The organism is Roseococcus microcysteis (assembly GCF_014764365.1).
In the GTDB taxonomy this organism is placed as follows: Bacteria; Pseudomonadota; Alphaproteobacteria; order Acetobacterales; family Acetobacteraceae; genus Roseococcus; species Roseococcus microcysteis.
In genome coordinates, this window is sequence record NZ_CP061718.1 from 651,415 (window position 1) to 676,413 (window position 24,999).

The 24,999-nt window shown below is 66.9% G+C and carries 20 protein-coding genes; 7 read left to right on the forward strand and 13 right to left on the reverse strand.

The features are described 5' to 3' along the window. The 6 genes from ICW72_RS03045 to ICW72_RS03070 all read right to left on the reverse strand — a co-directional run bounded on the left by ICW72_RS03045 (position 1) and on the right by ICW72_RS03070 (position 7,617). A complete protein-coding gene (locus tag ICW72_RS03045; protein ID WP_191084878.1) occupies positions 1 to 1,569 on the reverse strand; it encodes a beta/alpha barrel domain-containing protein in 1,569 nt (522 codons plus the stop codon). A gap of 73 nt (positions 1,570 to 1,642) precedes the next feature. Further along, positions 1,643 to 2,506: a hypothetical protein gene (locus ICW72_RS03050; protein ID WP_191084879.1), complete on the reverse strand. Its 864-nt coding sequence runs from the start codon at positions 2,504 to 2,506 to the stop codon at positions 1,643 to 1,645. Positions 2,507 to 2,770: 264 nt separating this feature from the next. Continuing rightward, a complete protein-coding gene (locus ICW72_RS03055; protein WP_191084880.1) occupies positions 2,771 to 3,865 on the reverse strand; it encodes a hypothetical protein in 1,095 nt (364 codons plus the stop codon). Next, a complete protein-coding gene (locus ICW72_RS03060) occupies positions 3,862 to 5,037 on the reverse strand; it encodes a hypothetical protein (RefSeq protein ID WP_191084881.1) in 1,176 nt (391 codons plus the stop codon). Before ICW72_RS03060 ends, ICW72_RS03055 begins: the two co-directional genes overlap by 4 nt. 64 nt (positions 5,038 to 5,101) lie before the next feature. Further along, entirely contained in the window at positions 5,102 to 6,298 is a 1,197-nt protein-coding gene (locus ICW72_RS03065; RefSeq protein WP_191084882.1) for a DUF1501 domain-containing protein, read from the reverse strand. Then, positions 6,295 to 7,617 (reverse strand): DUF1800 domain-containing protein, encoded by a 1,323-nt coding sequence (locus ICW72_RS03070; protein ID WP_191084883.1) that lies wholly within the window; start codon positions 7,615 to 7,617, stop codon positions 6,295 to 6,297. Before ICW72_RS03070 ends, ICW72_RS03065 begins: the two co-directional genes overlap by 4 nt. Before the next feature lie 751 nt (positions 7,618 to 8,368). Here ICW72_RS03070 and ICW72_RS03075 point away from each other — a divergent pair. Beyond that, positions 8,369 to 9,559 (forward strand): tetratricopeptide repeat protein, encoded by a 1,191-nt coding sequence (locus ICW72_RS03075; protein ID WP_191084884.1) that lies wholly within the window; start codon positions 8,369 to 8,371, stop codon positions 9,557 to 9,559. A gap of 255 nt (positions 9,560 to 9,814) precedes the next feature. Here the strand turns inward: ICW72_RS03075 and ICW72_RS03080 are convergent, their stop codons facing one another. Both ICW72_RS03080 and ICW72_RS03085 read right to left on the reverse strand, forming a co-directional pair. Beyond that, positions 9,815 to 11,485 (reverse strand): hypothetical protein, encoded by a 1,671-nt coding sequence (locus ICW72_RS03080; protein ID WP_191084885.1) that lies wholly within the window; start codon positions 11,483 to 11,485, stop codon positions 9,815 to 9,817. A gap of 6 nt (positions 11,486 to 11,491) precedes the next feature. Next, positions 11,492 to 12,229, reverse strand: a complete 738-nt coding sequence (locus ICW72_RS03085; protein ID WP_191084886.1) for a 3-deoxy-manno-octulosonate cytidylyltransferase — start codon at positions 12,227 to 12,229, stop codon at positions 11,492 to 11,494. Positions 12,230 to 12,420: 191 nt separating this feature from the next. On the opposite strand from ICW72_RS03085, the gene ICW72_RS03090 reads away from it, so the two are divergent. Next, a protein-coding gene (locus ICW72_RS03090; RefSeq protein WP_408639218.1) for an IS5 family transposase occupies positions 12,421 to 13,262 on the forward strand; the annotation gives its coding sequence in 2 pieces (ribosomal slippage) (positions 12,421 to 12,802 and positions 12,802 to 13,262; 843 coding nt in all). Positions 13,263 to 13,824: 562 nt separating this feature from the next. Here ICW72_RS03090 and cysN read toward each other — a convergent pair. The 3 genes from cysN to ICW72_RS03105 are packed head-to-tail and all read right to left on the reverse strand — an operon-like array spanning position 13,825 to position 17,665. Then, a complete protein-coding gene (cysN, locus tag ICW72_RS03095) occupies positions 13,825 to 15,684 on the reverse strand; it encodes a sulfate adenylyltransferase subunit CysN (protein WP_191084887.1) in 1,860 nt (619 codons plus the stop codon). A gap of 1 nt (position 15,685) precedes the next feature. Further along, positions 15,686 to 16,606, reverse strand: a complete 921-nt coding sequence (gene cysD, locus ICW72_RS03100; RefSeq protein WP_191084888.1) for a sulfate adenylyltransferase subunit CysD — start codon at positions 16,604 to 16,606, stop codon at positions 15,686 to 15,688. Positions 16,607 to 16,666: 60 nt separating this feature from the next. Further along, positions 16,667 to 17,665, reverse strand: a complete 999-nt coding sequence (locus ICW72_RS03105; protein ID WP_191084889.1) for an NAD-dependent epimerase/dehydratase family protein — start codon at positions 17,663 to 17,665, stop codon at positions 16,667 to 16,669. A 181-nt stretch (positions 17,666 to 17,846) separates the two neighbouring features. On the opposite strand from ICW72_RS03105, the gene ICW72_RS03110 reads away from it, so the two are divergent. The 5 genes from ICW72_RS03110 (at position 17,847) to ICW72_RS03130 (ending at position 23,125) form a co-directional block, all read left to right on the forward strand. Continuing rightward, complete coding sequence (locus ICW72_RS03110) at positions 17,847 to 19,166, forward strand: UDP-glucose dehydrogenase family protein (protein WP_191084890.1); 1,320 nt, start codon at positions 17,847 to 17,849, stop codon at positions 19,164 to 19,166. 154 nt (positions 19,167 to 19,320) lie between these two features. Then, complete coding sequence (kdsA, locus tag ICW72_RS03115) at positions 19,321 to 20,157, forward strand: 3-deoxy-8-phosphooctulonate synthase (RefSeq protein ID WP_191084891.1); 837 nt, start codon at positions 19,321 to 19,323, stop codon at positions 20,155 to 20,157. After that, positions 20,154 to 20,891, forward strand: coding sequence for a 3-deoxy-manno-octulosonate cytidylyltransferase (locus tag ICW72_RS03120; protein ID WP_191084892.1), 738 nt, complete (start codon positions 20,154 to 20,156; stop codon positions 20,889 to 20,891). Before kdsA ends, ICW72_RS03120 begins: the two co-directional genes overlap by 4 nt. Further along, complete coding sequence (locus ICW72_RS03125) at positions 20,888 to 21,877, forward strand: KpsF/GutQ family sugar-phosphate isomerase (RefSeq protein ID WP_191084893.1); 990 nt, start codon at positions 20,888 to 20,890, stop codon at positions 21,875 to 21,877. Before ICW72_RS03120 ends, ICW72_RS03125 begins: the two co-directional genes overlap by 4 nt. 111 nt (positions 21,878 to 21,988) lie before the next feature. Continuing rightward, positions 21,989 to 23,125 carry a glycosyltransferase family 2 protein gene (locus ICW72_RS03130; protein WP_223880787.1) on the forward strand — a complete coding sequence of 379 codons (1,137 nt, stop codon included), beginning with the start codon at positions 21,989 to 21,991 and terminating at the stop codon, positions 23,123 to 23,125. A 4-nt stretch (positions 23,126 to 23,129) separates the two neighbouring features. Here ICW72_RS03130 and ICW72_RS03135 read toward each other — a convergent pair whose 3' ends face one another. Both ICW72_RS03135 and phnF read right to left on the reverse strand, forming a co-directional pair. Further along, positions 23,130 to 24,254, reverse strand: a complete 1,125-nt coding sequence (locus ICW72_RS03135) for an alpha-D-ribose 1-methylphosphonate 5-triphosphate diphosphatase (protein ID WP_191084895.1) — start codon at positions 24,252 to 24,254, stop codon at positions 23,130 to 23,132. Beyond that, complete coding sequence (gene phnF, locus ICW72_RS03140; protein WP_191084896.1) at positions 24,251 to 24,988, reverse strand: phosphonate metabolism transcriptional regulator PhnF; 738 nt, start codon at positions 24,986 to 24,988, stop codon at positions 24,251 to 24,253. Before phnF ends, ICW72_RS03135 begins: the two co-directional genes overlap by 4 nt. Between the last annotated feature and the right edge of the window lie 11 nt (positions 24,989 to 24,999).

Consider the following 24,999-nt stretch of genomic DNA (forward strand, 5'->3'; position numbering starts at 1 on the left):
TCAGCTGAGCGCAGCCAGCTCGGCGTACACGGAGAAGGCGTCGATGTCGTAGAAGGTCGGCGTCAGGCTGCGCAGCCGCGTGCCGGGGTACTTCTGACGGAAGACGTCAAGCATGCTCTGCACCTCGCGCGCCAGGCTCTGCTCGGCGGTGCTGGCGGTTTCGTAGCCGTCGAAGCCGACCAGCAGGCAGTCCTTCGTGGCGAGGGCCACCACCGCGCCCAGCGCCAGGTCCAGCGGGCTGACATCCGAGACAGGGCCGATCGTGTCGCCGGTTCCGGCGGCGGTGAGCTGCGCGGCCTGCTGCACCTGGAGCGGGAAGCCGGCGGGCACGCAGCCATCCACCCGCGGCGGCGTGGGTACGATGGCGGCCGTCATGCGACCGAGATTGTCCGTCACCTCGACGCGCATGGCATCATGGCCCGGCAGGCACAGCAGCTGTTCGCCGCCCAGCTGGTCACACAGGTCGATGTGCCGCGAGGAGGAGAACAGGACCAGCGCGCCGCTGCGGTCCACGAAGCGGGCGATCGCATCGGCGTGGCGCCGAACCGAGGGGCCACCGCCCACGACCACCACGGGGCGGGTCGAATTGGCCAGCGGCTGCAGCGAGGGATAGGCACGGCTATCGGTCTCGCTCGCCGCCTGGCGCTGCAGGGCCTGGATGATGGAAAGCACCGAGTAACGCTTCTTGCCGATCCAATCCATCACGTCGCGCTGCGGCAGGTTGTTCACGCCGCTGATCATGTAGGGGAGATTGGTGCCCCAGCCATATTCACGCTGAAGCGCGTCAAAAGGCTCCACCACGGAGGAGAGCGCCTCGTAGTCAACCGGCATGTTGCCCGGGCGGCCGTCCAGATAGGCCAGCATCGCCTCCAGGCGCAGGTTGCCCGCGCCACGGCCCATGCCGATCAGCGTGCCATCCACCACATCGGCGCCGCCCGCGATCGCCGCGATGGAATTCGCCATGGCAAGGCACATGTTGTCATGGCCGTGGAAACCGATGGTCTTGTCAGGCAGCGCGGCGCGCATCTCGCGGAACAGGCTTTCCACGCGTTCCGGGGTGCAGCCGCCATAGCTGTCCACCAGGGCAATGCTGTCGAACACCTCAGGCACCTCGAACGCCGCGGAGATCTTCGAAAGCTGCGTCTGGAAGGTGGACAGGTACATGACGTTGAAGCCGGCCTTCATCCCGGTCGCCTTGATGGCGCGCGCCAGGGCGATGCCGTGGTCCAGCTTGTCGGGCGATACGGTGATCCGCACCATGTCCACGAGCCCGACCAAGTGGCCGAACAGCGGCGCCATGCGCTCGGGCGTCGTGCCCTTGCCGTCGATCATCACAACGAGGGATTGGTCGGGACGCAGTGCGGCGCGCGCCTGGCGCAGCCGCTCGGGAGAGAGGAAGAAGAACTCGCCCGCATAGCCGGGCATGGGGTCGTTCACATAGCCGAGCTCAATGTGACGAACCGGCAGCTTGGCCATCGCGGCGAGATAGGTGCGCACCAGACCGGGCTCGAAGTCCCAGGCCGTGTAATAGCCACCATCGCGGAGGGTGCAATCCAGGAGCTCGACCATCGCCACGATTTCCTTCTTCCAATGTTCTCTACGCTACCTTGAATCCCCGGCGACCCACAAGCGGCCCACCTTGTCAGGCCGGCACCGTAGCCCCTGTCTGTGCCGCATCGGCGGGCTGGCCCGCGGCCACCGGATAATGCAGCAGCAACTTGCCTTCGCCGGCCACGCGGCCGGGTGCGAAGTGCACCCAACGGCGTACCGCCAGCATGCTGCGCTGGTCCAACGGATAATCGAGCGCGCCTGAGAGGTCGGCTTCCTCCAGCAACGTCTCGGGCGAGCAACCGGCCATCTCCACGACCCGCAAGGTCAGCCGTCGCTCGGCCGAGAGCACGAACAGGCCCGTGTTCGCCCATGGCGCGGTGGGGTCCAGCAGGCGGGCCCGCATGCCCTTGATGGGCCCGAGATCCACAGTCGCAATCTCGACAGGCGCCAGCGTCACCGCCTCGAAGAGGTTGCGTGCCGCATCCGCCGGGGCCTGCCGGCTGGCGTCAATCGGAAGGGTGACGGCACCGAAGTCCTCGAGCGTCGCGAGAAGGTCGGCGGTACCGGTATCAAGCCACCCACGATTGTGACGCCAGGCGCGCACCGGTTCGGACGGCATGACGCCGGCGATGAAAGCCGAGGCGGGGCGCGGCGTGAGCCGGCTGCCGACATGCGCGTCGGCCTGCAGCAGCACGGCCTCACACCCTTCCAGCCTCACGGTCACGCGCAGCGCATCGGCCGGCCGCGGCAGGGTGATGCCGAAGCGGAATCCCAGATGGCCATCACCCAGGCCCGCGGCCTTCAGGTCCTCGCGAAACAGACCCACGCGGCCCGAGCCCACGCATTGCCGGTCCAGGAAGGCCAGCACGGTGGCATCGCGCAAATCCGCGTTACGAACGTAGATCCAGCCCGCGACAGCGTTGGGCTCCACTTCTTCGATGGCGCCTAGGATCATGGCTGTGGTCTCCGGATGACGTGGGGTGGAACGATGCGACCGTGGCGGGCGTCGGCGTGCCGCAGTCATGGGAAAAATGTCCATGAACGGAAGGGGTGCTCTCGCATCCCAGGCATCCCCGCGGGTGGCGATGCAGGAACGTTCACGCTCCGCGTGCCCAGTTCACTGTATTCGACATGCCATGCAGCCCGAAGATCATTCCATGATCATCAAGGTGAACAGACATGGGGTCAATCGCCTTGTGCTGCAGTGCAAAAAAAACCGTCAGGCGGACCGATAGCGAAGGAGGTGGGCTTCCAGTTCCGGCACGTATCCGCCTTCGAGAAGCTTCTGCAATGGCCCCGTCACAGCCGAAGGCTCGATGGAGGCGTCCGCATCGAGCACCGGTTGCCTGGGGTCGGAGTGCAGCAGGCGCAGCCTTACCAGGGCGATGAAGCATTGACGCCCCACAGCCATGACGTTCATCAGGTCGCCAATGACCCAGACGTTTTCCAACAGGTCCTGCGCCTGGACGGAGGGCTTCACGGTCTCAAGGCCCTGTATGAGGCTGCGCCGCGCATCCTCCGTCCGGCCCGCCAAGTGCGAGAGCAGGCCATGCATGAAGCAGCCGACGACGAGGTTCAGGGCACTGACCCGCGCGACTTCCACCGTGCCGGTCTGCCGGCCATGCACGGCGAAGAACTCCCGTGCGCGATCCGGCTGCTGGCGGATCAGGGCGATGTAGCCGCAAACCGTGGCGAGGGAGGTGGTCCACCGGGCGATCTCCCAGTCCAACGGTCCGTTGAGCAGCGCCGCCTCGCCCTCCGGCAACAGCTTCTCCGCGGCATCCATCAGCCAGTCCAGCCGCCGCTCATCCTGGGCCGTGAAGCGGCCTGGCAGGCGCTCCAGGTAGCGGTGGGCGATGATGGTCAGCGCGCTGGCGCGCACCCGGTAGTCCGCCCAGGCCGACCCGAAGGCCAGGCGGGCGCCGAGTTCCAGCAGGAAGAGAGAGCGAAAGCGGGTGTGGTGCTGCTGCAGCCGCGTGAAGAACTCCTCCGCGCTGCCGATGCGCAAGGCGGCGAACAATTCGCCCTCGCCCTTCAGCTGCACCCAGTCCGAGACGTCCTTGCCCTGGTCGTCATGAATTTCCAGAAGGCCGTGGGCGGTTTCATACAGCTCCGCCAGCGGGACGACAGCGCTGACCGGTGCCAGCATGTCCGCCGGGAAGCGCGCGAGCACCCTGCCACCCAACGAGACCACCCATTGCCGGGAGGACTTTCCCGGCAAGCGCAGCCCTGGCTGCAACGAAAAAACCGCGGTCCGGGCGGCTTCATCCAATACGGCGGTGACCTCGATGACGGAAGGAATGCTCGAGATCATGAGGCAAGAACCTTTGGCGACACCTCGGCGACGGAAGCGACGAATTCCGCGAGACGCCGGGCGTGGCCGGCCGCCAGGATGCGCGCCACCGGAGACTGGACGCCGCCGAGATCAAGATGGGAACCGGGACTGATCACCGGCTCGTTACTTGGCGGCAACAGACCACAACGGGCGAGTGCGATGAAACAGAGGCGTGACGCGCGCGCGACGTTGATCAGATCGCCGATCACCCATACGTTCAGCATCACGTTCTGCGCTGCCACGCAGGGGGGGAAGGCCTTTACGCCCCGCTCGAAATGCTCCCGCGCTTCCTCCATCCGATCGTCCATGGCCAGCAGGAGGCCCTTGAACAGGCACGCATTCACGAGATTCAAGGCGCTCACGGGGGCAACAGCCACATGATGCGTCTGGGCCGCCGCGATCCCGAAATGGTGATGCGCGCCCTCGATATCGTCCCGGCAAAGGCTTAGCAGAGCGCAAACGGTGGCCAGTGAGACGGTCCAGCGGACATCGCTCCAGGCCGCCTCCCGCGCCTGCGCAAGCCGCGCCGCGCCTTCAGTCACCAATATGTCGCCTTCGGACAACACCCAGGCGGCCAGCGCGGACGCGAATTTGGACGGCGGCTCGGCCGGATCGGCCTCCAGCAGGCGGTGGGCCACCACGGTCAGGGCGGCGCAGCGCGCCTCGAACGAGGCCAGGTGAGGAAAAGACGCGCGGGCCCCCAGCACCAGCAGCCGTCGGTCGCGGAAGCGGCTGTGATGCAACTGGATGCGCTCGAAAAAGACGGCTTCGTCCCGGAGGGTCATCGCCTCCATCACCTCGCCCGTGCCGTGATGGACCGTAACGGCAGCCTGAGCAGTCGCGTCATCGGGCCGAAGGGTCAAGACATGCGAGTTGAGCAACACCACGTTCGCATAGTCCAGACGGGTCGGCCCGAAGCGCAGCGGATGCGTAGTGGGCCTGTCGGGCGGCGTGAATGTCATCACCGTCACAGGCCCCAAGGCCAGCCGCATCCGCACCCCCAACAGGGAGGGCGGCACGTCTGTCACCTCGACTAGAAAGGCAATGCGATCTTCACCTTCGACAAATTCGGCGTGCACCTTGACGTTGACACTGAGCGCATCAAGGTCCGGTTGTTGATCAGGCCACAGGTTCGTTTCCTCCCGAGACATGATTTCGCTATTAGGCATTTACCTCACCTGCGTAAAGCACTTCACGGTAACCCCTCACCCCGATTCAGGTACGAATCAATCCCCGCCAGGGCGAGGTGCCGGCGGCATCCGGGAAGGCCCGCGACAATGCGGCGCCCGACAAGCCGAGCTGGTCGGCCAGAACTCCCGCGAGGACGCCACGCAGGTCGGCCGTGGGGCGAAGGTCCCGCCCCTCGTGAAGCTGGTGCGGAGCCAGCCCAGGCCAGTCCGCCAGGACCCGCCCGCCCGCGACCCGGCCGCCCAGCAGCAGGGCGCAGGTCGCCATCCCGTGGTCGGTGCCAGCGCTGCCGTTCATCCTCACCGTGCGGCCGAATTCCGTCACGATCGCCACGACCGTATCGCCCCATACCGGCCCCAGGCCGGTATGGATGGCGCCGATGGCATCGTCCAGCGCGCCGAGACGGTTGGCCAGGTTGCCGCGCGCCGTCCCCTGCCCCGCATGCGTGTCCCAGCCGGTCAGCCCCAGCGCGGCCACGCGTGGCCCATCCGGCAGAGCCATGATGCGCGCCGCCCCGGCGGCTTCCGTGACAAAGTCGGGGCGCCCGGGGATGCGGGTCGTACCTGGCTGGCCGGCCGGCACCTCCTGCATGGCGCGGTCCAGATCGGCGCCCGCGCGCAAGGCGGCCGCGAGGCCAGGGTCGCGTGCTTCGTAGAGGTCCAGAAGGCGGGCCACCAAGTCCTCATCGGCATAGCGGAAGGCCTGGGGCTGCCAGGTCTCCACCGCCGCCGGCCCCTGCATGATGACGGGCACGACGGGCGAGACCGCGAGGCCCCGTGGCGCCGGAAGGCGTGCCCCGCGCGGGATCTCCGCCAGGGCGCGGTTCAGCCAACCGGTGCGCGCGCCGGCCATCACCCGGGGCAGGCCGGTTTCCAGCACATCCTGCCCGTCGAAATGCGACCGCTCGCGATAGGGGGTATGAACGGCGTGGATCGGCAGCGCCTGCCCCGCGCGGAACAGCGCGAGCAGGTTGGGCATGCCCTGATGCAGCGCGAAGAGACCGTCCAGCGGCACGGCCTCGCCGGCATCGGCGCCGCGCAGGGCGGCGAAGGCGGGGTCACCCACGGGCTGGATCATGGAGATCCCGTCCAGCCCGCCGCGCAGCAGGATGACGAGCAGCCGCGGGTCACCGGCCGCGGCGGTGGCGAGGCGGGGTGCGAAGCCCCAGGCGAAGAGCGAGCCCAGCCCCGCAAGGGCGGTGCGGCGGGCAATGGGATGCATCATCGGCGCTGGAACTCCGGCGAGAGGAGCAGCAGGGCGAGGCCCTGCCGACGATCGGCGGCGCGGGCCACGGCGCGGCGGGTCTCCGGGCTGGCGGCGGAGCCGTAGGTGGCGTCGAGCAAGGCCACGGGGTCCAGCGTAGGCGGCACTTGCGCCGCCACCTCCTTCGCCCAATCGAGCCGCGTCTTGATGGCGTCGGGCGCGGCCCAGGCCTCGTCCTCGAGGGGCCAGCCCTTGGGCGAGGACGGGGACCAGAAGGGTTGGCCCATGGCCGTCAAGGCACTGGTGGGCTTCACAGCCGCGGGCAAGCCGCCGAGCAGCCGCGCCGTGGCGAAGAGGAACTCCATGGGGGAGCGCACTTTGCGCGGCGGGCCCCATGCCTCCACATCCTCGACCAGCGCGCGGGTCACGGCGCCCAGATCCCCCTGCGTGCGGAGGAACGTCGCCTCAAGCCGCGCTTCCAGCCCTGGCAGGCCATGCCCGACGAAGTGCCGGACCATGCGGCGCGTGACGTTTCTGGCAGTGGCGGGATGGTGGGCAAGATCGTCCAGGATGGCGAGGGCAAGGTCAGGCCCCGTCTGCGTGTAGACGCGCCCCAGAACACGGCGCGGCCCTGGCTCCTGCCGCTCCGGGAAAAAGCCGAGACGCTGACCGGTGGGGGCCTGGGGGCTGACGTCCATGGACCAGCCGGTCAAGGCCAACGCAAATTCCGACACATCCTCCTGGGTGTACCCACCGTCCGCACCCAACGTGTGCAATTCGAGGATTTCGCGCGCGAGGTTTTCATTCAAGCCGAGGCGTCCGCGGAATCGCGCTCCCAATTCGGAGTTCGGGCCCAGCGACCGACGCTGATCGAGGTAGAAGATCATGGACGGGTGCAGCACCGCACCCTTGAGCAAACTGGCAAACGAACCCCGCAGCCCCGGGCGGATCACCGCCTGCTCGCGGTCGGGCAGGAAGTAGGCCACGAAGATGATGGCGGCGCTGGCGGTGAAGTGATCATTCCAGAACCAGACCAACCTCTCGGCGAAGCCTGCCTGTGTGGTTGCCGCGGCGTCCAGCCGCGCCTTGAGGACTTGCTCGGCCACCTCGCCTGGTGTCAGCCAGTCCCGACCCTCTCCAGGCCGCCCACCTCGGGCGCGCGTGGCGATCACCGACGCGCGCCGCCGCAGGAAGTGATCCAGCCCCTCAACCGCGTTCAGTGTTCCCGGAGGTAGCGGATCTGCCATCCGCTGCGTCCAGTCTTGCGGCGTGCTGCGCTGCGCGCCGTGGGCAGACAGTGCTTCACGCGGCGATAGCCCCAGCCCGAAGCGGGCCTCCATGGCGACGTGATGGGAGCGAGGTTCCAAGCCATGCTTCCTAGATTCTCTGCTCATATACACATGGATGCGGCTCAAATGCACGACAAGCTGGAACCTCCCCCATTTCGACCGGGCAGTCGGCAGGCTTGAGGTGACCGAGGCCAAACGGCTTCAGGTGCATGAGGAGCCGAATGCCAGGCGGAAGAAACCGTTGGCGGAGGCGATCGCCCATGCCGAGGATGTCACGGGCTGAGCGAGCGTCTGGCGTGATCTGATCCGCCTTGCCCCGAGCGGCCAAGCGTCAGCCGATGCCTGGCAGACGATACGGGCCTACGCCAGCTGCGGTGGTTTGGGTATTATCGCTTGGGCCGTTTGCTGGCGCGCGAGGGCCTGGCGCCGATCCGCAAGAAGCTGTTGCGGCGTTATCGAGAGGAAGAGCCGAAGGTGGCCAATGCGGCGCCCGGAAACGGGCATGGGGCACCCGGGCGCCAATGGCGCAGCCGCGGGGGGTGAACCAGCGCTGGCCGTTCGATTTCGTGTCTGGCGCATTACGCTGTGTCGGCGTCCTCGCATTCTTCGCACAATGGACGACTACATAGGCACTGCTTGGCGTTGCTGGACGTCACATCGCTTTCAAACCATCGACGCAGAGGAATTTCCGACTGGGTGGACACATTCAGCGGAGCAGGTCGAAAACCAAGTGTCCGCTTGGAGGGAAACAGTCCAAAAGCAAGCATTGCGGCTCCACCACTTACGGTGTTAATTTAAGTGCATGGCAAAAGATGCGATTACACAAACCGGACAGATCATCTTTTCCGGTCAGGACATACGCGTCCGTCTGGTGCCAGGCGGTAGCCATACTTTGGTGGTCACGTTCCCTGCCTCCAGCGCGGGAAACAGGCTCGATCGGAAGGGGTTTGCCGAGGCCCTGCTGGCGAAGGAGAACATCGCCGCGGCGCATGTCACGGTGTCGTTCGATCACTGGTTCCAGACGCCTGAGACCTACCAAGCTCTCGCTGCGATTCGAGAACATGCCCGCGGATTCGAGCGGGTTGTGACTTACGGGTCGAGCATGGGGGGCTATGCAGCCGCGGTTTGCAGCAAGGCCCTCGGAGCGGCTGCGATCATATCGATCTCACCGCAATTTTCCATTGACCCGGCCAAAGCACCCTGGGATCCGCGCTACCTGTCGCATGCAAAGCGCATCCTCGCAGGCCCCGGTTTCTTGCGGGATGAGATGAGTGAGCTCCTTTGCCCGGACGCGGAATTTCATATCACATACGATCCAGTCATGACATCCGAGCAACTGCATGCGACGAATTTGCTGACTTTTTCAGCAAATAGCATGCCGTTGGTCATTCCATTCGGGGGGCATCCCGTCGGAAAGACTCTTGCCAAGGCGGGGCTTCTGAAGCCGTGGGTACTTGCTGCCATTCATGGCAAGCCAGCGGGCGACATACGGAACAAGTTCCGTGAGATGCGCCGCAACAACGCACTCTGGTGGACGCGCCTCGCGATACTCGCCAGTCGCCGCCGTCCCGCCCTATCGACCTTCGCCGCGCAGACGGCTCTGCGGCTTGCGCCTCAAGACAAGGGCGTCGCCTTTGCCGTGGCCATGCCACTGCGGCGCGCCGGGCGAGTGGAAGAGGCTCTCTCCGCCTACGATACCGCCTGTCGTCTCGCCCCACGCTCTGGCAAGTTCCGGGTCGAACGCGGCCGCACGCTGCTGCAGATGCGCAGGCTGTCAGATGCAATGGCCGATTTCGAAAAAGCCCGTGATCTTGGCGAGACAAGGCTTGCCCTGCCGGCTCTTTCAGAGCTGCATGCCCGGATGGGTCGCCACGCAGAGGCCAGGGCCGTGGCGCAAGACGCTGTTTTGGTGGGAGCAAACCCATCCATCCATGACCGTATCGAGAAACTTTTGGCTGCCGCGGAAAGGCAGAGCATCCGCGAGCGGCAATGATGTGAACTGCAGCGCTGCGGGGAACTGGCCGAGAAGCGCAGGGGCGCCGTGCATCGCGAAACTCGGCCTGACGGTCAGTGCGCTGGAGGCAGTTGGCCCAGGCATATGCCGATGCGCGCGCCCAAGATGGCGGGATGGTTCAAGAAATTCGCCCTAAGTGGTAAACGCACCCCCACCAAAAGCAAATGAATCTCCCTCTATTGGCCAATAGCGGCGTCGAGGCAACACAATACCACTACGCAATATCAAGATTCATCAATTTAATCCCTTTACTTGCGACTCGTTTTTTGTTTTTTTCTTCAACAATTGAACTCCCGAAGATGACCTTAAGCCAGCATAAATATCATCTTCGCTTAAATGAAGCTGCAGGAATTCATCAAGTAACTTAGGCAAAACTGGATCCTGCAATACACGATTGGTTGTTTTGATAAATTCTTGTCCTGCCAAATTATCTTTCAGCAAAGGCGGCAAGGGCCGAAGGAAGCGGTGAGCAAAGAGGAAACTGGAGGATGCACAGAGAACCATCAGTCCAGCTGCATCAAAATCCTCCGAAGCGTTGAGACTGCCTACAGACAGCAAATTTTTGATGCGCGGCCCCGCTTCGGCGGCAAGATCAAAGGCCAAATTCTCATCATTCTGTACGCGGGCCAGCAACGCCAGACATAGGCGGGCCCGTGACAGCTCCAAAGCGGCTTGCCAATCAAAACGTCCCCGCCGATGGTTCGCGTCGAGCTCCGCGTCAAGGTCGGCAAGCCCATCGGATCGGGGCGCCTCCCCACCCGCGGACAGGGCGGCCAACGCGGCGCGCCACAAGGCTTCCGCGTTGGCGGAGAGGGGCGTTGCCGCCGCCGGCGCCGGCGCCGGCGCCGCAGCCATCATACGTTGCGGAGATGGCAATTCCTCATCGCCATCGCGTCCGGCGGCGCGCATCAACAGACGGGACCAATGCCCCTTTGCCTCCAGCCCCCGGGTGATGTTCGTCACTTCGCCGATTGATATGCCGAGCGCGAAACGAAGCATCTGCTCGCCATTGGTTGCCTGTGGCAACCCCTGAGCGATGCCGTGGGCGATGCGGAGCGACTTGATGACCGCGAAGATCTCGCTGAACTGGCTGCGACCCTTCATGGGATTGTCGATATGGCTGTGGGCGACGCCGGTGCGGGCGACGTCCGGCACGTCCTTCAGCAGCAGCGCTGCGCCATGACTGTCCCCTCGCGCCAAACGAATGAGGGCCAGCAACATGTCACTACGAGAAAAATTGGTGTGCAGGAGAGACAATTTGGGCAGGAACGACCGGTAGGACAGTGTCTTGCGCAGCAGCGCTTCCGCCTCGACGTCGTTTTGCAACAAGATCGCCACGTAGGTGGCGCACATGGTGACCGAGGTCGTCCATCGAACCAGGTCCTCGCCGCCCTCAACTTCGGCGAGGAGGCAACCCACTTCGCGCCAGAACAGCGGCAGGTCAGGGTCGAGTTGATCGAGGCTCTCGGCAATACGGTAGCCAATGGCGCAGAGCGCCGCGGCGCGCAGCGCGGGCGATGCGGCGGGCCGGCGATGCAGGAGGCGGCGGGCGCAGAAACGAACCGCGGCGGGGTCCTTGATGCGGTTCCGGAGAGATTGGACGCGGTCCAGAAACTCCGCGTCGGTGCGGATATCAACCCGCGTCATGAGCGGCACCGACAAGGTGGCGGATGTCCCGTCGGCCAGCAGAAGCTGCACCTCATGCTCCAGCGAGGCCTCCTCCTGGAGATCGGCCAGCAGGAATGTCGCCTCGGCGCGGTGCTGGGCATCGAAGCCGGTCGTGTGCATCTTCGTGCCGACCCGCACCGTCATGGCAAGCGCGCCGGGTCGAATGGCGATGATGTGCAGACGAGCGAGGTCGAAACGGCAAGAAAGATCGGCGTTCGCCGGCGGGGGTTTGGACATCCGCCTTCAGTCCGTGGAAGCCGAGGCCCGCAGCACGGCCAATACGCGCTCCACATCCTCTGGCGTGTCCACGGCAATGGAATGGTCGGACAGCGGCACCATCTGCACCTCGAACCCCAGTTCCAGGAAGCGGAGAATCTCGATGTCCTCCAGGCTCTCCAGGGGGGTCTTGCCGCCAGCCGCTGCGAAGGCGCGCAGCGTCTCGGGAGGAAACGCATAGATGCAGATCTGCCGCCGCGCACCCTCGAAGGAGAGCCGCTTGGTCGTCGGGATCGCGCCGCGCGACATGTAGAGAAGGCGCCCATCGGGGCGCATCACCACCTTCGGAATCGTGGGATTGCGGAACAGCGCTTCATCCGTGAACGGCGCGAAACCGTTGAGGACGCTGCCGGGCGCACGTCGCGCCGCATCGAGGATGACCTCGATGTCCCCTGGATTGAACAGCGGCTCGTCGCCCTGCACGTTCACGTAGAGATCGGCCGGAATTCGGGTCGCCACCTCCGCGACACGATCCGTGCCGGTCGGGCAGTCGGGCGAAGTCATGATGTACTGCATGCCATGGGCCCTGCAGTGGTCCGCGATGCGTTCATCGTCCGTCGCGACGTAAATAAACTCCTGCGGCACCACCTTCGCGCACTGCAGATAGGTACGCAGCACCAGGGACTTCCCCATAAGGTCTACAAGCGGCTTGCCGGGGAGACGAACTGACCGATAGCGGGCAGGGATCACGACGACGAAACGCATACGATGCCTTTCCTGACGGTGACGCCCACGGCGAGGCGCCAGGGCTCTGCGCCTTCCTTACAAAGCTAGCTTTTTTTTCTTGCAGGGGAAAGGGCTTGGGGCATTCTGTCAGAGCCCATCCGGAAAGGAATTGAATCGTCTGAATCGGATGTGATTCTCTGGTCCTACGGACGGTTCGCGGGAGCAGACGGATGGCGTGGACGGCGGAGCATCGACGTGCGGCGGATCGGCGCGGGCTGCGTTACCCCTCTGACCTGACGGATGCGGAATGGGCGCTGGTGGCGCCGCTGATCCGACCCGCGAAGCACGGAGGCAGGCCGCGCAGGGTGGATGTGCGCGAGGTGCTGAACGCGGTGTTCTATGTGCTCTCGACCGGCTGCCAGTGGAGCGCGCTGCCGAAGGACCTGCCGCCGAAGAGCACGGTGTGGGACTACTTCTCGCGCTGGGAGTGGGAAGGGACCATCGAGCGCCTGCACCACGTGCTCTTTGTCGCGGTGCGCGAGCAGGCAGGCCGTGAGGCCAGCCCTACGACGGCGATCATCGACAGCCAGACGGCAAAGGCGGCGCAAAAGGGGGCTCTACGCTTGATCCGTCCGGCTATGACGCGGGCAAGAAGATCGTCGGCCGCAAGCGTCACCTGCTGACCGATACGCTGGGCTTGCTGCTCGGTGTGGTTGTTCACCCAGCCAGCGTGCAAGACCGCGACGGCGCCGAGCCGCTGCTGCGCCAGGCGCGCAGGCTGTTCCCCTTTGTCGAGCGCATCATCGGCGATGCGGGCTATGGGGGGCCGAAGATGGCTGCTGTCGTTGCCCGCACCGGATTGTGGAAGATGGAGATCGTCCGCCGCTGCGACAGGCACAAATTCGTCGTGCTGCCGAAGCGCTGGATCGTGGAGCGCACCATCGGCTGGATCAGCCGCAACCGACGGCTGGCCCGCGATTTCGAGCGCCACTGCCGTATCGCTGCCGCCTTCGTGCGCATGGCCATGATCCGCATCATGCTTCGGCGTCTGGCCCCAAGACGCTCAGCGTGAAAGCAAACTTCCCGGATGGGCTGTCAGACAAAGCCGTTCAACCCCAATGGTAGCCAAGTTCTGGTGTTGAGCCGAAGATAAAGGCAGCAAGACCGCATATTAATCGCGCGCCGTTTCCGTCGTAAATGTGAAATGGCCGGTTTTGCGCAATCTGGCATCAGAGGTGGCATAACCCAACCCTTGCGTGCGATTTGCGATCTTGAACATAGGCTTGCGCTCCAGCGAAAACCGAACCGTCAACCCGACGGACCACAATTTCTACCACAATGGTATCATTCACGAACAAGCACATATATTAAACGTCCCAAGTAAAAATTGGAACGGAGCCAAGTCAAGGCGGACATATCGCTTTGGAAATTGATGGTGTTGTAATCCTCGAACCACTCACTGAAGTGTGGGGGACAGAAATGGCATCGGGGCGAGTGTGGCCTTGCCCCGCATGTGGGGACATCATTGCGAAATCGGATCAATAAGATGGAAAGCTGCGATCTTTAGGGTCCGCAGGAGAGCGGCCACCCAAGCGGGGCAGTTTGCATTGCCATGATGGCAGGCGCGTATCCACTCACTCCGCCCCCAAGCGCCGGTTCACCACCTCCAATACCTGCTGCGCCAAGGCCTCCGGCTGGGAGCTGCCGCCGTCGAGCACGATGTCCGCCGCCCCCGGCGGCTCATAGCGGCTGGTCACGCCGGTGAAGTTGGCGATCTCGCCGCGCCTGGCCTTGGCATACAGCCCCTTCACGTCGCGCTGCATGCAGATTTCGATCGGCGTATCCACGAAGATCTCGAGGAACTCGCCCTCGCCCAGCATCTCGCGCACCATCTGCCGCTCCGCGCGGAAGGGCGAGATGAAGGAGGCCAGCACGATCAGCCCCGCATCCACCATCAGCTTCGCGACTTCGCCCACGCGGCGGATGTTCTCCACACGGTCCTGGTCAGTGAAGCCAAGGTCGCGATTCAGCCCATGGCGCAGGTTGTCACCGTCCAGGGAATAGGTGTGGCGCCCGGCACGGTGCAACGCCTGCTCGACCAGCTTCGCCACCGTGGATTTGCCCGAGCCGGAAAGCCCCGTGAACCATAGCAGCATGGGCTTCTGGTGCAGCGCCGTGGCGCGCGCCGCCTTGTCCACCAGGAAGTGCTCATGGTGGACATTGGTCGCGCGGCGCAGCGCGAAATTGATCATCCCGCAGCCGGAGGTACGATTGGTGAAACGGTCCACCAGGATGAAGGCGCCGGTCAGCCGGTTCCGCGCGTAGGGATCCATCGCCACGCGCTGCGCCGTGCTGAGGTTGCACAGCCCGATCTCGTTCAGCGACAGCCGCGTGGCCGATTGGTGGTCCAGCGTCGTCACGTCCACCCGGTGCTTGATGGAAGTGACCGAGGCCGAGGTCCAGACATTGCCGATGCGCATCATGTACTGGCGGCCCGGAAGCATCGGCTCCTCGTCCATCCAGAGCAGGTGCGCGGCGAGCTGGTCGGCCACGGCGGGCCGGTCCGCGATGGGGGCGAGGACGTCGCCGCGCGCCACGTCCACCTCGTCGGCGAGGCAGATGGTGACGGCTTCGCCCGCCACCGCACGCTCCTGCTCGCCCGCCGGGCCCAGGATACGCGTCACATGGCTGGTCACCCCCGAGGCCGCGACCACGATGTTCTCGCCCAGCGCCACGACGCCGCTGGCCACCGTGCCGGAGAAGCCGCGGAAATCCTGGCTGGGGCGGTTCACCCACTGCACCGGGAAGCGGAAGGCAAGCTGCGTGAGTTGTTCCTCGACGCTGACGCTTTCCAGGTGCTCCAGCAGCGTCTCGCCGCGATACCAGGGCGTGTTGCCGGAGCGGGTGCTGACATTGTCGCCATAGCGGCCTGAAACCGGAATGGGCACCATGGTGTGGAAGCCGAACCCGGCCGCGAAGGTCGCGTATTCGCCCACGATGCGGTCGAAGACCTGCTGGTCGAAATTGACCAGGTCCACCTTGTTCACCGCCAGCACGACATGCCGGATGCCCAACAGTGAGCAGATGTAGGAATGACGCCGCGTCTGGGTCAGCAACCCCTTGCGCGCATCCACCAGGATGATGGCGAGCTCGGAGTTGGAAGCCCCCGTCGCCATGTTGCGCGTGTACTGCTCATGGCCCGGACAGTCGGCCACGATGAAGCTGCGTCGCGGTGTGGTGAAGAAGCGATAGGCGACATCAATCGTGATGCCTTGCTGCCGCTCCGCCTCCAGCCCGTCCACGAGAAGGGCGAGGTCCACCTCCTCCCCCACCGTGCCGTGCTTGCGGCTGTCGCGGGTGATGGCGGCGAGCGTGTCGTCCATGATCATCTGGCTGTCATGGAGAAGCCGGCCGATCAGCGTGGACTTGCCGTCATCCACCGAGCCGCAGGTGAGAACGCGCAGCAGGCCGCGCAACATGGTGCTGCCGTCCATCTCAGAAATACCCCTCGCGCTTCTTGCGTTCCATGGAGGCTTCCTGGTCGTTGTCAATCAGGCGGCCGTGGCGTTCGGAGACGCGGGAGAGGCGGAGTTCCTCCAGCACCTGCTCCATGGTCTGGGCGCGGCTCTCATGCGCGCCGGTCAGCGGCCAGTCGCCCATGGTGCGGAAGCGCACCCACATCTTCTCCACCTGCTCGCCCTCGTTCAGCGGCATGCGGTCGTCGTCGCGCATGATCAGCGCGCCGCTGCGGCGCAGCACGGGCCGCTCGGCCGCGAAATAGAGGGGTACGACGGGGATCTGCTCGGCCGCGATGTAGTCCCACACGTCGAACTCGGTCCAGTTGGAAAGGGGGAAGACGCGCATGGTCTCGCCCGGCGCGATGCGCGTGTTGTAGAGGCCCCAGAGTTCCGGCCGCTGGCCGCGCGGTTCCCAGACATGGCCGGGGGCGCGGTGGGAGAAGACGCGCTCCTTCGCGCGGGCCTTTTCCTCGTCGCGCCGCGCGCCGCCCAGGGCCGCGTCATAGCCGCCGATGTCCAGCGCCTGCTTCAGCGCCTGGGTGCCCATCACATCCATATGGACCTGGCTGCCATGGGTCAGCGGACCGATGCCGCGTGCGAGGCCGTCAGGGTTGGTGTGCACGATCAAACGGGCACCGAGCTCCGCCGCGCGGCGGTCGCGGAATTCCAGCATGTCACGGAAATCCCAGCCGGTCGCGATGTGCAGCAACGGGAAAGGTATGCGGCCGGGCGCGAAGGCCTTCATGGCCAAATGCAGCACGACCGAGCTGTCCTTGCCGATCGAGTAGAGCAGGACGGGGTTGCGGAAACTGGCAACCGTCTCCCGGATGATGGCGATCCCCTCGGCCTCAAGCCGCCGCAGATGAGGGCTGAGGCTTTGGGTCTGGACGGGTTGCATGACATTGTCCTCGTGGATCGCGGCAGTCCCGGAAGGTCGTCTTTCAGATCATGGTGATGATCAAGCCCTTCCGGGGCCATCGCCGAAATAAGCACGCCACCAGGTGACGAAGCGCGTCAGCCCGGTGCGCAGGTCGGTGGTGGGGGCCCAGCCGAAATCCCGCCGCATCGCGGAGATGTCGGCATAGGTGGCGGGCACATCGCCCGGCTGCATGGGCTTCAGCACGCGCTGGGCCCGCACGCCCAGCAATTCCTCCAGGATGGCGACGAGGTCGAGCAGCTGTTCCGGCCGATTGTTCCCGATGTTGTAGAGCCGGTGCCCGCCGCCCGGCGCCGGGTTGTCCAGCGCGGCCATCACGCCCTGGACGATATCGTCCACATAGGTGAAGTCGCGCAGCATCCGCCCCTCGTTGAAGAGCTGGATGGGCCGCCCGGCCAGCATGGCCTCGGTGAACAGCCAATAGGCCATGTCCGGCCGCCCCCAGGGGCCATAGACGGTGAAGAAGCGCAGCCCCGTGAGCGACAGGCCGAACAGGTCCGCATAGGCGCTGCTCATCGCCTCATCGGCCAGCTTGGTCGCGGCGTAGAGCGAGGCGGGGCGGTCCACGCGGTCCGTCTCGCGGAAGGCGCCATCGGTGCGGCTGCCATAGACCGAACTGGTGGAGGCATAGACGACATGCCGGATTCGCCCTTCCGCCCGGCGCACCGCCTCCAGCACCGAGAGGTGCCCCGTGACGTTGGCGGCGGTGTAGGCGAAGGGCGCCTCCAGCGACCAGCGCACGCCCGCCTGGGCGCCCAGATGGGCCACGCGGTCAATGTCGGGGTTCTCCCGCAGCAGCGCCAGCACCGCCTCATGGTCGGCGAGGTCCAGGCGGGCCATCCGGAACCGGTCCGCCGGCGCCTGGCCGGTCAGCGCCGCGAGGCGCGCCTGCTTCAGCGAAGGGTCATAATAGGCGTTGAAATTGTCGAGGCCGAGCACCGCCTCGCCCCGTGCCAGCAACGCCTGGCAGAGATGCGCCCCGATGAACCCGGCCGCCCCCGTGACGAGAATCCTGCCCATGATCCAAACTCCCCTGCACCGCCGATCATGCCAGCCGCCCGCCAGCGGGACGCGCCGTGATTTCTGCCGGTCGGCCAAGTGTTGTGCAATATACGCAACTTCCGATAATGGGGTTTGTGGCGGCGCCATTGCCCGCTCTGCTTTCCCGCCCGCAAATATATTGTGACCGAAAGGTTAAAATATGCGTATCGCGATCCTCGGTGCCGGCTATGTCGGTCTCGTGTCGGCGGCCTGCTTTGCCGAATTCGGCACGGAAGTCACGCTGGTGGACACCGATGCCGGGCGGATCAGCATGCTGCGTGAGGGCCGCATGCCCATCTACGAGCCCGGGCTCGAAGCCCTGGTCACGGATAATGTGCGCGAGGGCCGCCTCTCCTTCACCCAGGACCTGGCCGCGGCCATGCAGGGGGCGGAGGCCGTCTTCCTGGCCGTCGGCACGCCCACCCGCCGCGGGGATGGCCATGCCGACCTCACCTATGTCTTCGCGGCCGCCGAGGAGGTGGCCCGCACCGCCACCAAGCCGCTGGTGCTGGTGACGAAGTCCACCGTGCCGGTGGGCACGGGGCGCGAGGTGAAGCGGCGCGTCCAGGCGGTGCGGCCCGACCTCGACATCGCCGTCGCCTCCAACCCCGAATTCCTGCGCGAGGGGGCCGCGATCGGTGACTTCATGCGCCCCGACCGTGTCGTGATCGGCGTGGAGGATGGCGAGGCGGGGGCGCGGGCCGAGGCGGTGCTGCGGCGCCTCTACCGTCCGCTCTTCCTCATCGAGACGCCCATGGTGGCCACGCGCCTCGAGACGGCCGAGATCATCAAATACGCCGCCAATGCCTTTCTCGCCATGAAGATCAGCTTCATCAACGAGGTGGCTGATCTGTGCGAGGCGGCGGGCGGCGATGTGCACGACGTGGCGCGCGGCATCGGCCTCGATGGCCGAATCGGTCGGAAATTCCTGCATGCGGGGCCGGGCTATGGCGGCTCCTGCTTTCCCAAGGACACGCTGGCCTTCGCGCGGTCGGCGCAGGATTTCGGCACGCCGCTGCGCCTGATCGAGACGACCATCGCGGTGAATGATTCGCGCAAGATGGCGATGGCCGACCGCGTCATCCGTGCCTGCGGCGGGAATGTGGACGGCAAGGTCATCGCCATCCTGGGCCTGACCTTCAAGCCCGAGACGGATGACATGCGCGATGCTCCCTCGCTTGAGATCATCCCGCGCCTCGTGGCCGCCGGCGCGCATATCCGCGCGCATGATCCGGAGGGCATGGATGCCGCGCGCCGCCTGCTGCCGGCCACGGTGGAATACACCTCGGGCGCGCTGAACGCGGCCCAGGGGGCGGATGCCGTCGTTTTGTTGACCGAGTGGAACGAATACCGCAACATCGCCCCCACCAAGCTGCGCAACATGATGCGCGGAGACCTGCTGCTGGATCTGCGCAATGTCTATGACCCGCCGGCCATGCGCGAGGCGGGCTTCACCTACCACTCCATCGGACGGCCGTGAGCGTCAGTGGGGACCCTGGCGGCGATGCTCTCCATGGACGAAGGGCGCCCGGGCGCCGCGGCCTGAGGGGCGGTAGCCCGGACAGCCCCGCTGCCCTATGTAGCGGCTTTGCTGCCCCGCCGCGGCAAAGCCTGCCAGGATCGGAACTGCCCTGATGCCCGCCTCTCCCATCACCATCGGCCCGGTGGCCTTCGCCTCGCATCTGCCCATCGCGCTCATCGCCGGGCCCTGCCAGATGGAAAGCCGGGAACATGCGCTGGAGATGGCCGCGGCGCTGAAGGACATCGCCGCCCGGCGCGGCATCGGGCTGATCTACAAGACCAGCTTCGACAAGGCGAACCGCACCTCCGGCCAGGCGCCGCGCGGCATGGGGCTGGAGGCCGCCCTGCCCGTCTTCGCCGAAATCCGCGACCGCCTGGGCCTGCCCTGCCTGACCGATGTGCACGAAGCCGCCCATTGCGCGGCCGTGGCCCCGGTGGTGGATGTGCTGCAGATCCCGGCCTTCCTCTGCCGCCAGACCGACCTTCTGCTGGCCGCCGCCGCCACGGGCCGCGCGGTGAATGTGAAGAAGGGCCAGTTCCTCGCCCCCTGGGACATGAAGCATGTGGCGGCCAAGATCACGGGCGCCGGCAATCCGCGCGTGCTGCTGACCGAGCGCGGCACCTCCTTCGGCTACAACACCCTGGTCTCGGACATGCGGGGCCTGCCCGTGATGGCGGAGGAGACGGGGCTGCCCGTGATCTTCGACGCCACCCATTCGGTGCAGCAGCCTGGCGGCCAGGGCGGCGCCTCGGGCGGTCAGCGGCAATTCGTGGAAACCCTGTCGCGCGCGGCCGTGGCCGTGGGCGTGGCCGGCCTCTTCATCGAGACCCATGAAGATCCTGATCGCGCGCCCTCCGACGGCCCCAACATGGTGCCGCTGGCGCGGTTCGAGGCGCTGATCACCCGCCTCCAGGCGCTCGATGCCGTGGTGAAGGGCTGGGCCGCGTGAGCCGCCCCCTCGTCCTCATCCCCGCGCGCATGAGTGCCACCCGCCTGCCCGGCAAGCCGCTCGCCGAGATCGGCGGCCTGCCCATGATAGTGCAGGTGCTGCACCGCGCCCAGGAGGCCGATCTCGGCCCCGTGGTGGTGGCGACCGACAGCGCGGAGGTGGCGGATGTGGTGCGCGCCGCCGGCGGCAAGGCGCAAATGACCGCGGCCCACCACCCCTCCGGCAGCGACCGCATCCATGAGGCCGTGACGCAGCTCGACCCCGAGGGCCGCCACGACCTGGTCGTGAACGTGCAGGGCGACCTGCCTCTCATCGCCCCTCGCGCCATTCGCGCGGTGCTGGAGGTGATGGACCCGCCCGAGGTGGCACTCGGCACGCTGGTCGCCCCCATCACGCGCGAGGAGGAGCGGACCGCTTCCTCCGTCGTGAAGATGGTGGGGACCGAGCGCGCGCCCGGCCGCTTCCGCTGCCTCTACTTCACCCGCGCCACCGCCCCCTGGGGCGAGGGCCCGCTGTGGCACCATATCGGCCTCTATGCCTGGCGGCGGGATGCGCTGGCGCGTTTCGTCGCCCTGCCGCCCTCGCCCCTCGAACAGCGTGAGAAGCTGGAACAGCTCCGCGCGCTGGAGAATGGCATGCGGGTGGACGCGGCGGTGGTGGACGACATCCCCCTCGGCGTGGACACGCCCGAGGACCTGGCACGCGCCCGCGCCCTGTGGGAGGCCCGCGCATGAGCCCGCTCGACACCCCGATCGGCCAGCGCCTGCGCGAGAGCGCCCTTCGCACCATCGAGCTGGAGGCCGCGGGGCTGAACGCCCTGCGCGCGGCGCTGGAAGACGAGCTGGGCGCGCGCCTCGTCGCCGCCGTGCAGATGATGCTGCGCCGCAAGGGGCGCTGCGTGGTCACCGGCATGGGCAAGTCCGGCCATGTGGCGCGCAAGATCGCGGCGACGCTGGCCTCCACCGGCACGGCGGCCCTCTACGTCCATCCGGGCGAGGCGAGCCACGGCGACCTCGGCATGATCGTGCCCGAGGATGTGGTCCTGGCCCTCTCCTGGTCGGGCGACACGCCTGAACTGGCGACCATCATCGCCTATGCGCGGCGCTTCGACGTCTCGCTCATCGGCATCACCTCGCGCGCCGAAAGCCAGCTGGGCAGTGCGGCGGACTATCCGCTGATCCTGCCCTCCTCGGCCGAGGCCTGCCCGAACGGCCTGGCGCCCACCACCAGCACCACCATGCAGATGGCGCTGGGCGATGCCTTCGCCATGTGCCTCCTGGAGGCGCGGGGCTTCTCGGCCTCCGATTTTCGGGTCTTTCATCCTGGCGGCAAGCTCGGCGCGCAGTTGCTGCGCGCGGCGGATCTGATGCAGAGCGGCGACAACCTGCCGCTGCTTGGCCCGGAGGCGATGCTGTCGGAGGCGATCGTGGCCATGACATCGCGCCGCTCTGGCATCGGCGGCGTGGTGGGGGCGGAGGGGGAATTGCTCGGCGTCATCACCGATGGCGACATCCGTCGCGCCTTCAACCAAGGGTTCGTGGACCGCAAGGTCACGGAGGTGATGACGGCGACACCCACCATCGCGCGGCTGGATTCACTGGCGCCGGAGCTGGTGACGCTGATGAACACGCGGGCCATTACCTCCATGTTCGTGATGGACCAGCGCCGCCCCGTGGGCATTTTGCACCTGCATGACCTGTTGCGTGCTGGTGTTGTCTAGCCTGCCCTCCCATTAACATCCTGAAAGCCCCATATGGGGCGGGATGGATATCGCCCCGCACGCCCCCCAGGCGCCGACACCCAGGTCCCCGGTCTGGAACTGACCATCCTCATGCCCTGCCTCAACGAGGCGGAGACGCTGGCGCTGTGCATCCGCGAGGCACAGGATTTCCTCGCGCGCAGCGGCATCGCGGGCGAGGTTCTGATAGCCGACAATGGCAGCACCGATGGCTCGCAGGAGATCGCGCAGCGCCTAGGGGCGCGCGTGGTCCCCATCACGGAGCGCGGCTATGGCGCGGCGCTGCGCGGAGGCATCGCGGCGGCGCGGGGCCGCTTCGTCATCATGGGCGACAGCGACAATTCCTATGACTTCGCAAACCTCGACGGCTTCGTGGCGGAGCTGCGCGCGGGGGCGGACCTCGTCATGGGCAACCGCTTCCGCGGCGGCATCGAGAAGGGCGCCATGCCCTTCCTGCACCGCTATCTGGGCAACCCGGTGCTGAGCTTCATCGGAAGGCTGCTCTTCCGCGTGCCGGCGGGCGACTTCCATTGCGGGCTGCGCGGCTTCTCCCGCGCGCGCATCATGGAACTCGGCCTGACCACGCCGGGGATGGAATTCGCCTCAGAGATGGTGGTGCGTGCCGCCCTGGCCCGCTACCGCATCGTGGAGGTGCCCACGCGGCTGCGCCCCGATGGCCGGTCGCGTCCGCCGCACCTGCGCACCTGGCGCGATGGCTGGCGGCACCTGCGCTTCCTGCTGTTCTATTCGCCGCGCTGGCTGTTCCTGTATCCGGGGCTGCTCCTGCTGGGATTGGGCGCGCTGGTTTCGGGACTGCTCTTCCCCGGCCCGCTGCGGGTCGCGGGCGTCACCTTCGACATGCACTCCTTCATGGCGGGGTGTCTTGCCGTTCTGGTGGGGCTGCAGGTGGTGACCTTCGCCGTGATCTCGAAGCAGGTCGGCGTGCGGCGCGGCTACCTGCCGCCACCCACCGGGCTGGATGCGCGGTTGCTCGGACTGATGAACTTCGAACGCGGACTGATCCTGGGCGCCTTCCTGGTCCTGCTGGGCGGCGCGGGCATGGCCGATACGCTGACCGATTGGGTGGGGCGCGGCCTCGGGCCCCTGGAGGATCCACGTTCCCCCCGCCTCTTCCTCGCCTCGATGACGGTGCTGGTGGCGGGGATCCAGTTGGCTTTCACCGCCTCGCTGGCCAGCATCATCGAGATGGCGCAGCCCGCGCGGCGCTGAGGCCTCAGCCGAAGCGCGCGGCGGCGGATGGCGCGATCCAGGCGGGTTCGCCGCCCAGGAAGACAGCCGCGAGCGACCCATCCGGCGTGACGAGTGCCAAATCGCCGCGCAGCCCGGGTGCGATCCGTCCGCGGTCGTTCAGACCCAGCGCCCGCGCCGGATTCTCCGACACCAGCGCCCAGGCCTGCGCCAGCGTCATCACCCCGCGCGCCGCCATGCGGAAGGGGGCCGCCAGCAGCGCCGGCCAGTGGTAGTCGGAGGCCAGCACGGTGACGAGGCCGCGCTCGGCCAGCGGCGCGGCGCTGGCCCAGCCCAGATGGCTGCCGCCGCGCACCACATTGGGCGCACCCATCACCACGGGCTCGGCATGGGCGCGCGCGTCTTCGGCAACGGCCTCGGCCATGGGGAATTCGCAGATATGGGCGCCGAGGGCGCGGAACTTTGCGCGTTGGTCGAGCGTGGCATCGTCATGGCTCAGCATGGGCAAGCCCGCCGCGCGGCAGGCGGCGGCCATGCGGGCGCGGCTTTCCGGCACCTCGCCGCGGCGGGACTTGGCGCGCAGCGCCAGCGCCTCGAACTCCGCCTCGCCCACGCCCGCGCGGCCGGCATATTTGCCGAGTTCCTTGGGGTTGGAGAGCTTCTTTACGATGCCGGGCGTGTGGTCGTTGAAGCCCAGCACATGCACGCGGCCGGCGGAGATGGCGGCCAGGGCGTCGGGCTCCGCGTCCAGGTTGTCGGCCTCGAAGCGCAGGTGGACGAGGAGGTCCGTGCCCGGCGGGGGCTTGGCCAGGGCGTCGAGGGTGGCCCGGAAGGTCTCGACCGAACGCAGCCCCGGCTCCCAGGACAGCGTCACCCCCAGGCAGGCCGTGGTGATGCCCGAGGCCAAGCATTGCGCGGCGGCGTCACGCAGCGCGAAATCGGTGGGGAAGGCGACGCCAGGACGTGGCTGGATCGCGCGTTCATGCGCGTCGCCATGGATGTCCACCAGGCCCGGCATGACGCACAGGCCCGTGGCGTCGAAGCCCCGCCCCGCGCCCCCCTCGGCGATGGTATCGCCGGAGAGATGCAGCTCGCCCGGGACGAGCCGGCCCTCGCGCAGCACCTGGCCGCCGGTGATGCGCCAGCTCATGGCTCGACCACCAGCTGGGCGCGGCCGGCGGCATATCGGGTGATGGTGGCGTCCACGGGCTCGCCCTCGCTGTCGATGTTGAGCGCCTCGCTGACGAGCAGCGGGCGGGCACGGGATTGCTGGAGCAGGGCAGCCTCCTCGGCGGTGGGCATGCGGGCGGTGATGCGGGTCGATTTGCGGCGGTAGTCGGGCACGCCGCAGGCGGCCAGCGCGCGGCTGATGGAGGCGTCCTCGCGCAGCAGGGCGGCCATCTGCGGGAAGCGCTGGGCGGGGAAGTGGTGCAGGCCGATGGCCAGCGGCCTTCCATCGGCCAGGGCCAGGCGCTCCACCTGCAGCACGGTGCGGCCGCGGCGCAGGCCGAGCAATTCTGCGATTCGCGCCTCGGGCGGCACCTCGGCCATCCGCAGCACGCGGCCCGCCGGTTCGCGGTTCTGCGCGCGGATGATCTCGCTGAAGCGGGTGCGGGGGCCGAGCGGGTAGTCCAGCACATCCTCGGCCACGAAGCTGCCGCGCCCCTGCTCGATGCGGACGAGGCCCCTGCCCTCCAGCTCCTCCATGGCGCGGCGGATGGTGTGGCGGTTCACCGCGAAGCGGGCCGAGAGCTCGGCCTCGGTGGGCAGGCGCGCGCCAGGGCGGTGCGTGCCGTCGCGGATGGTGGCTTCGAGGCTGGCCGCGATCTGCCGCCACAGCGCGAGACCGGCGCCGCGCTGAAGGGGATAGGGATCAGGTGTCACGGAAGCTTCAA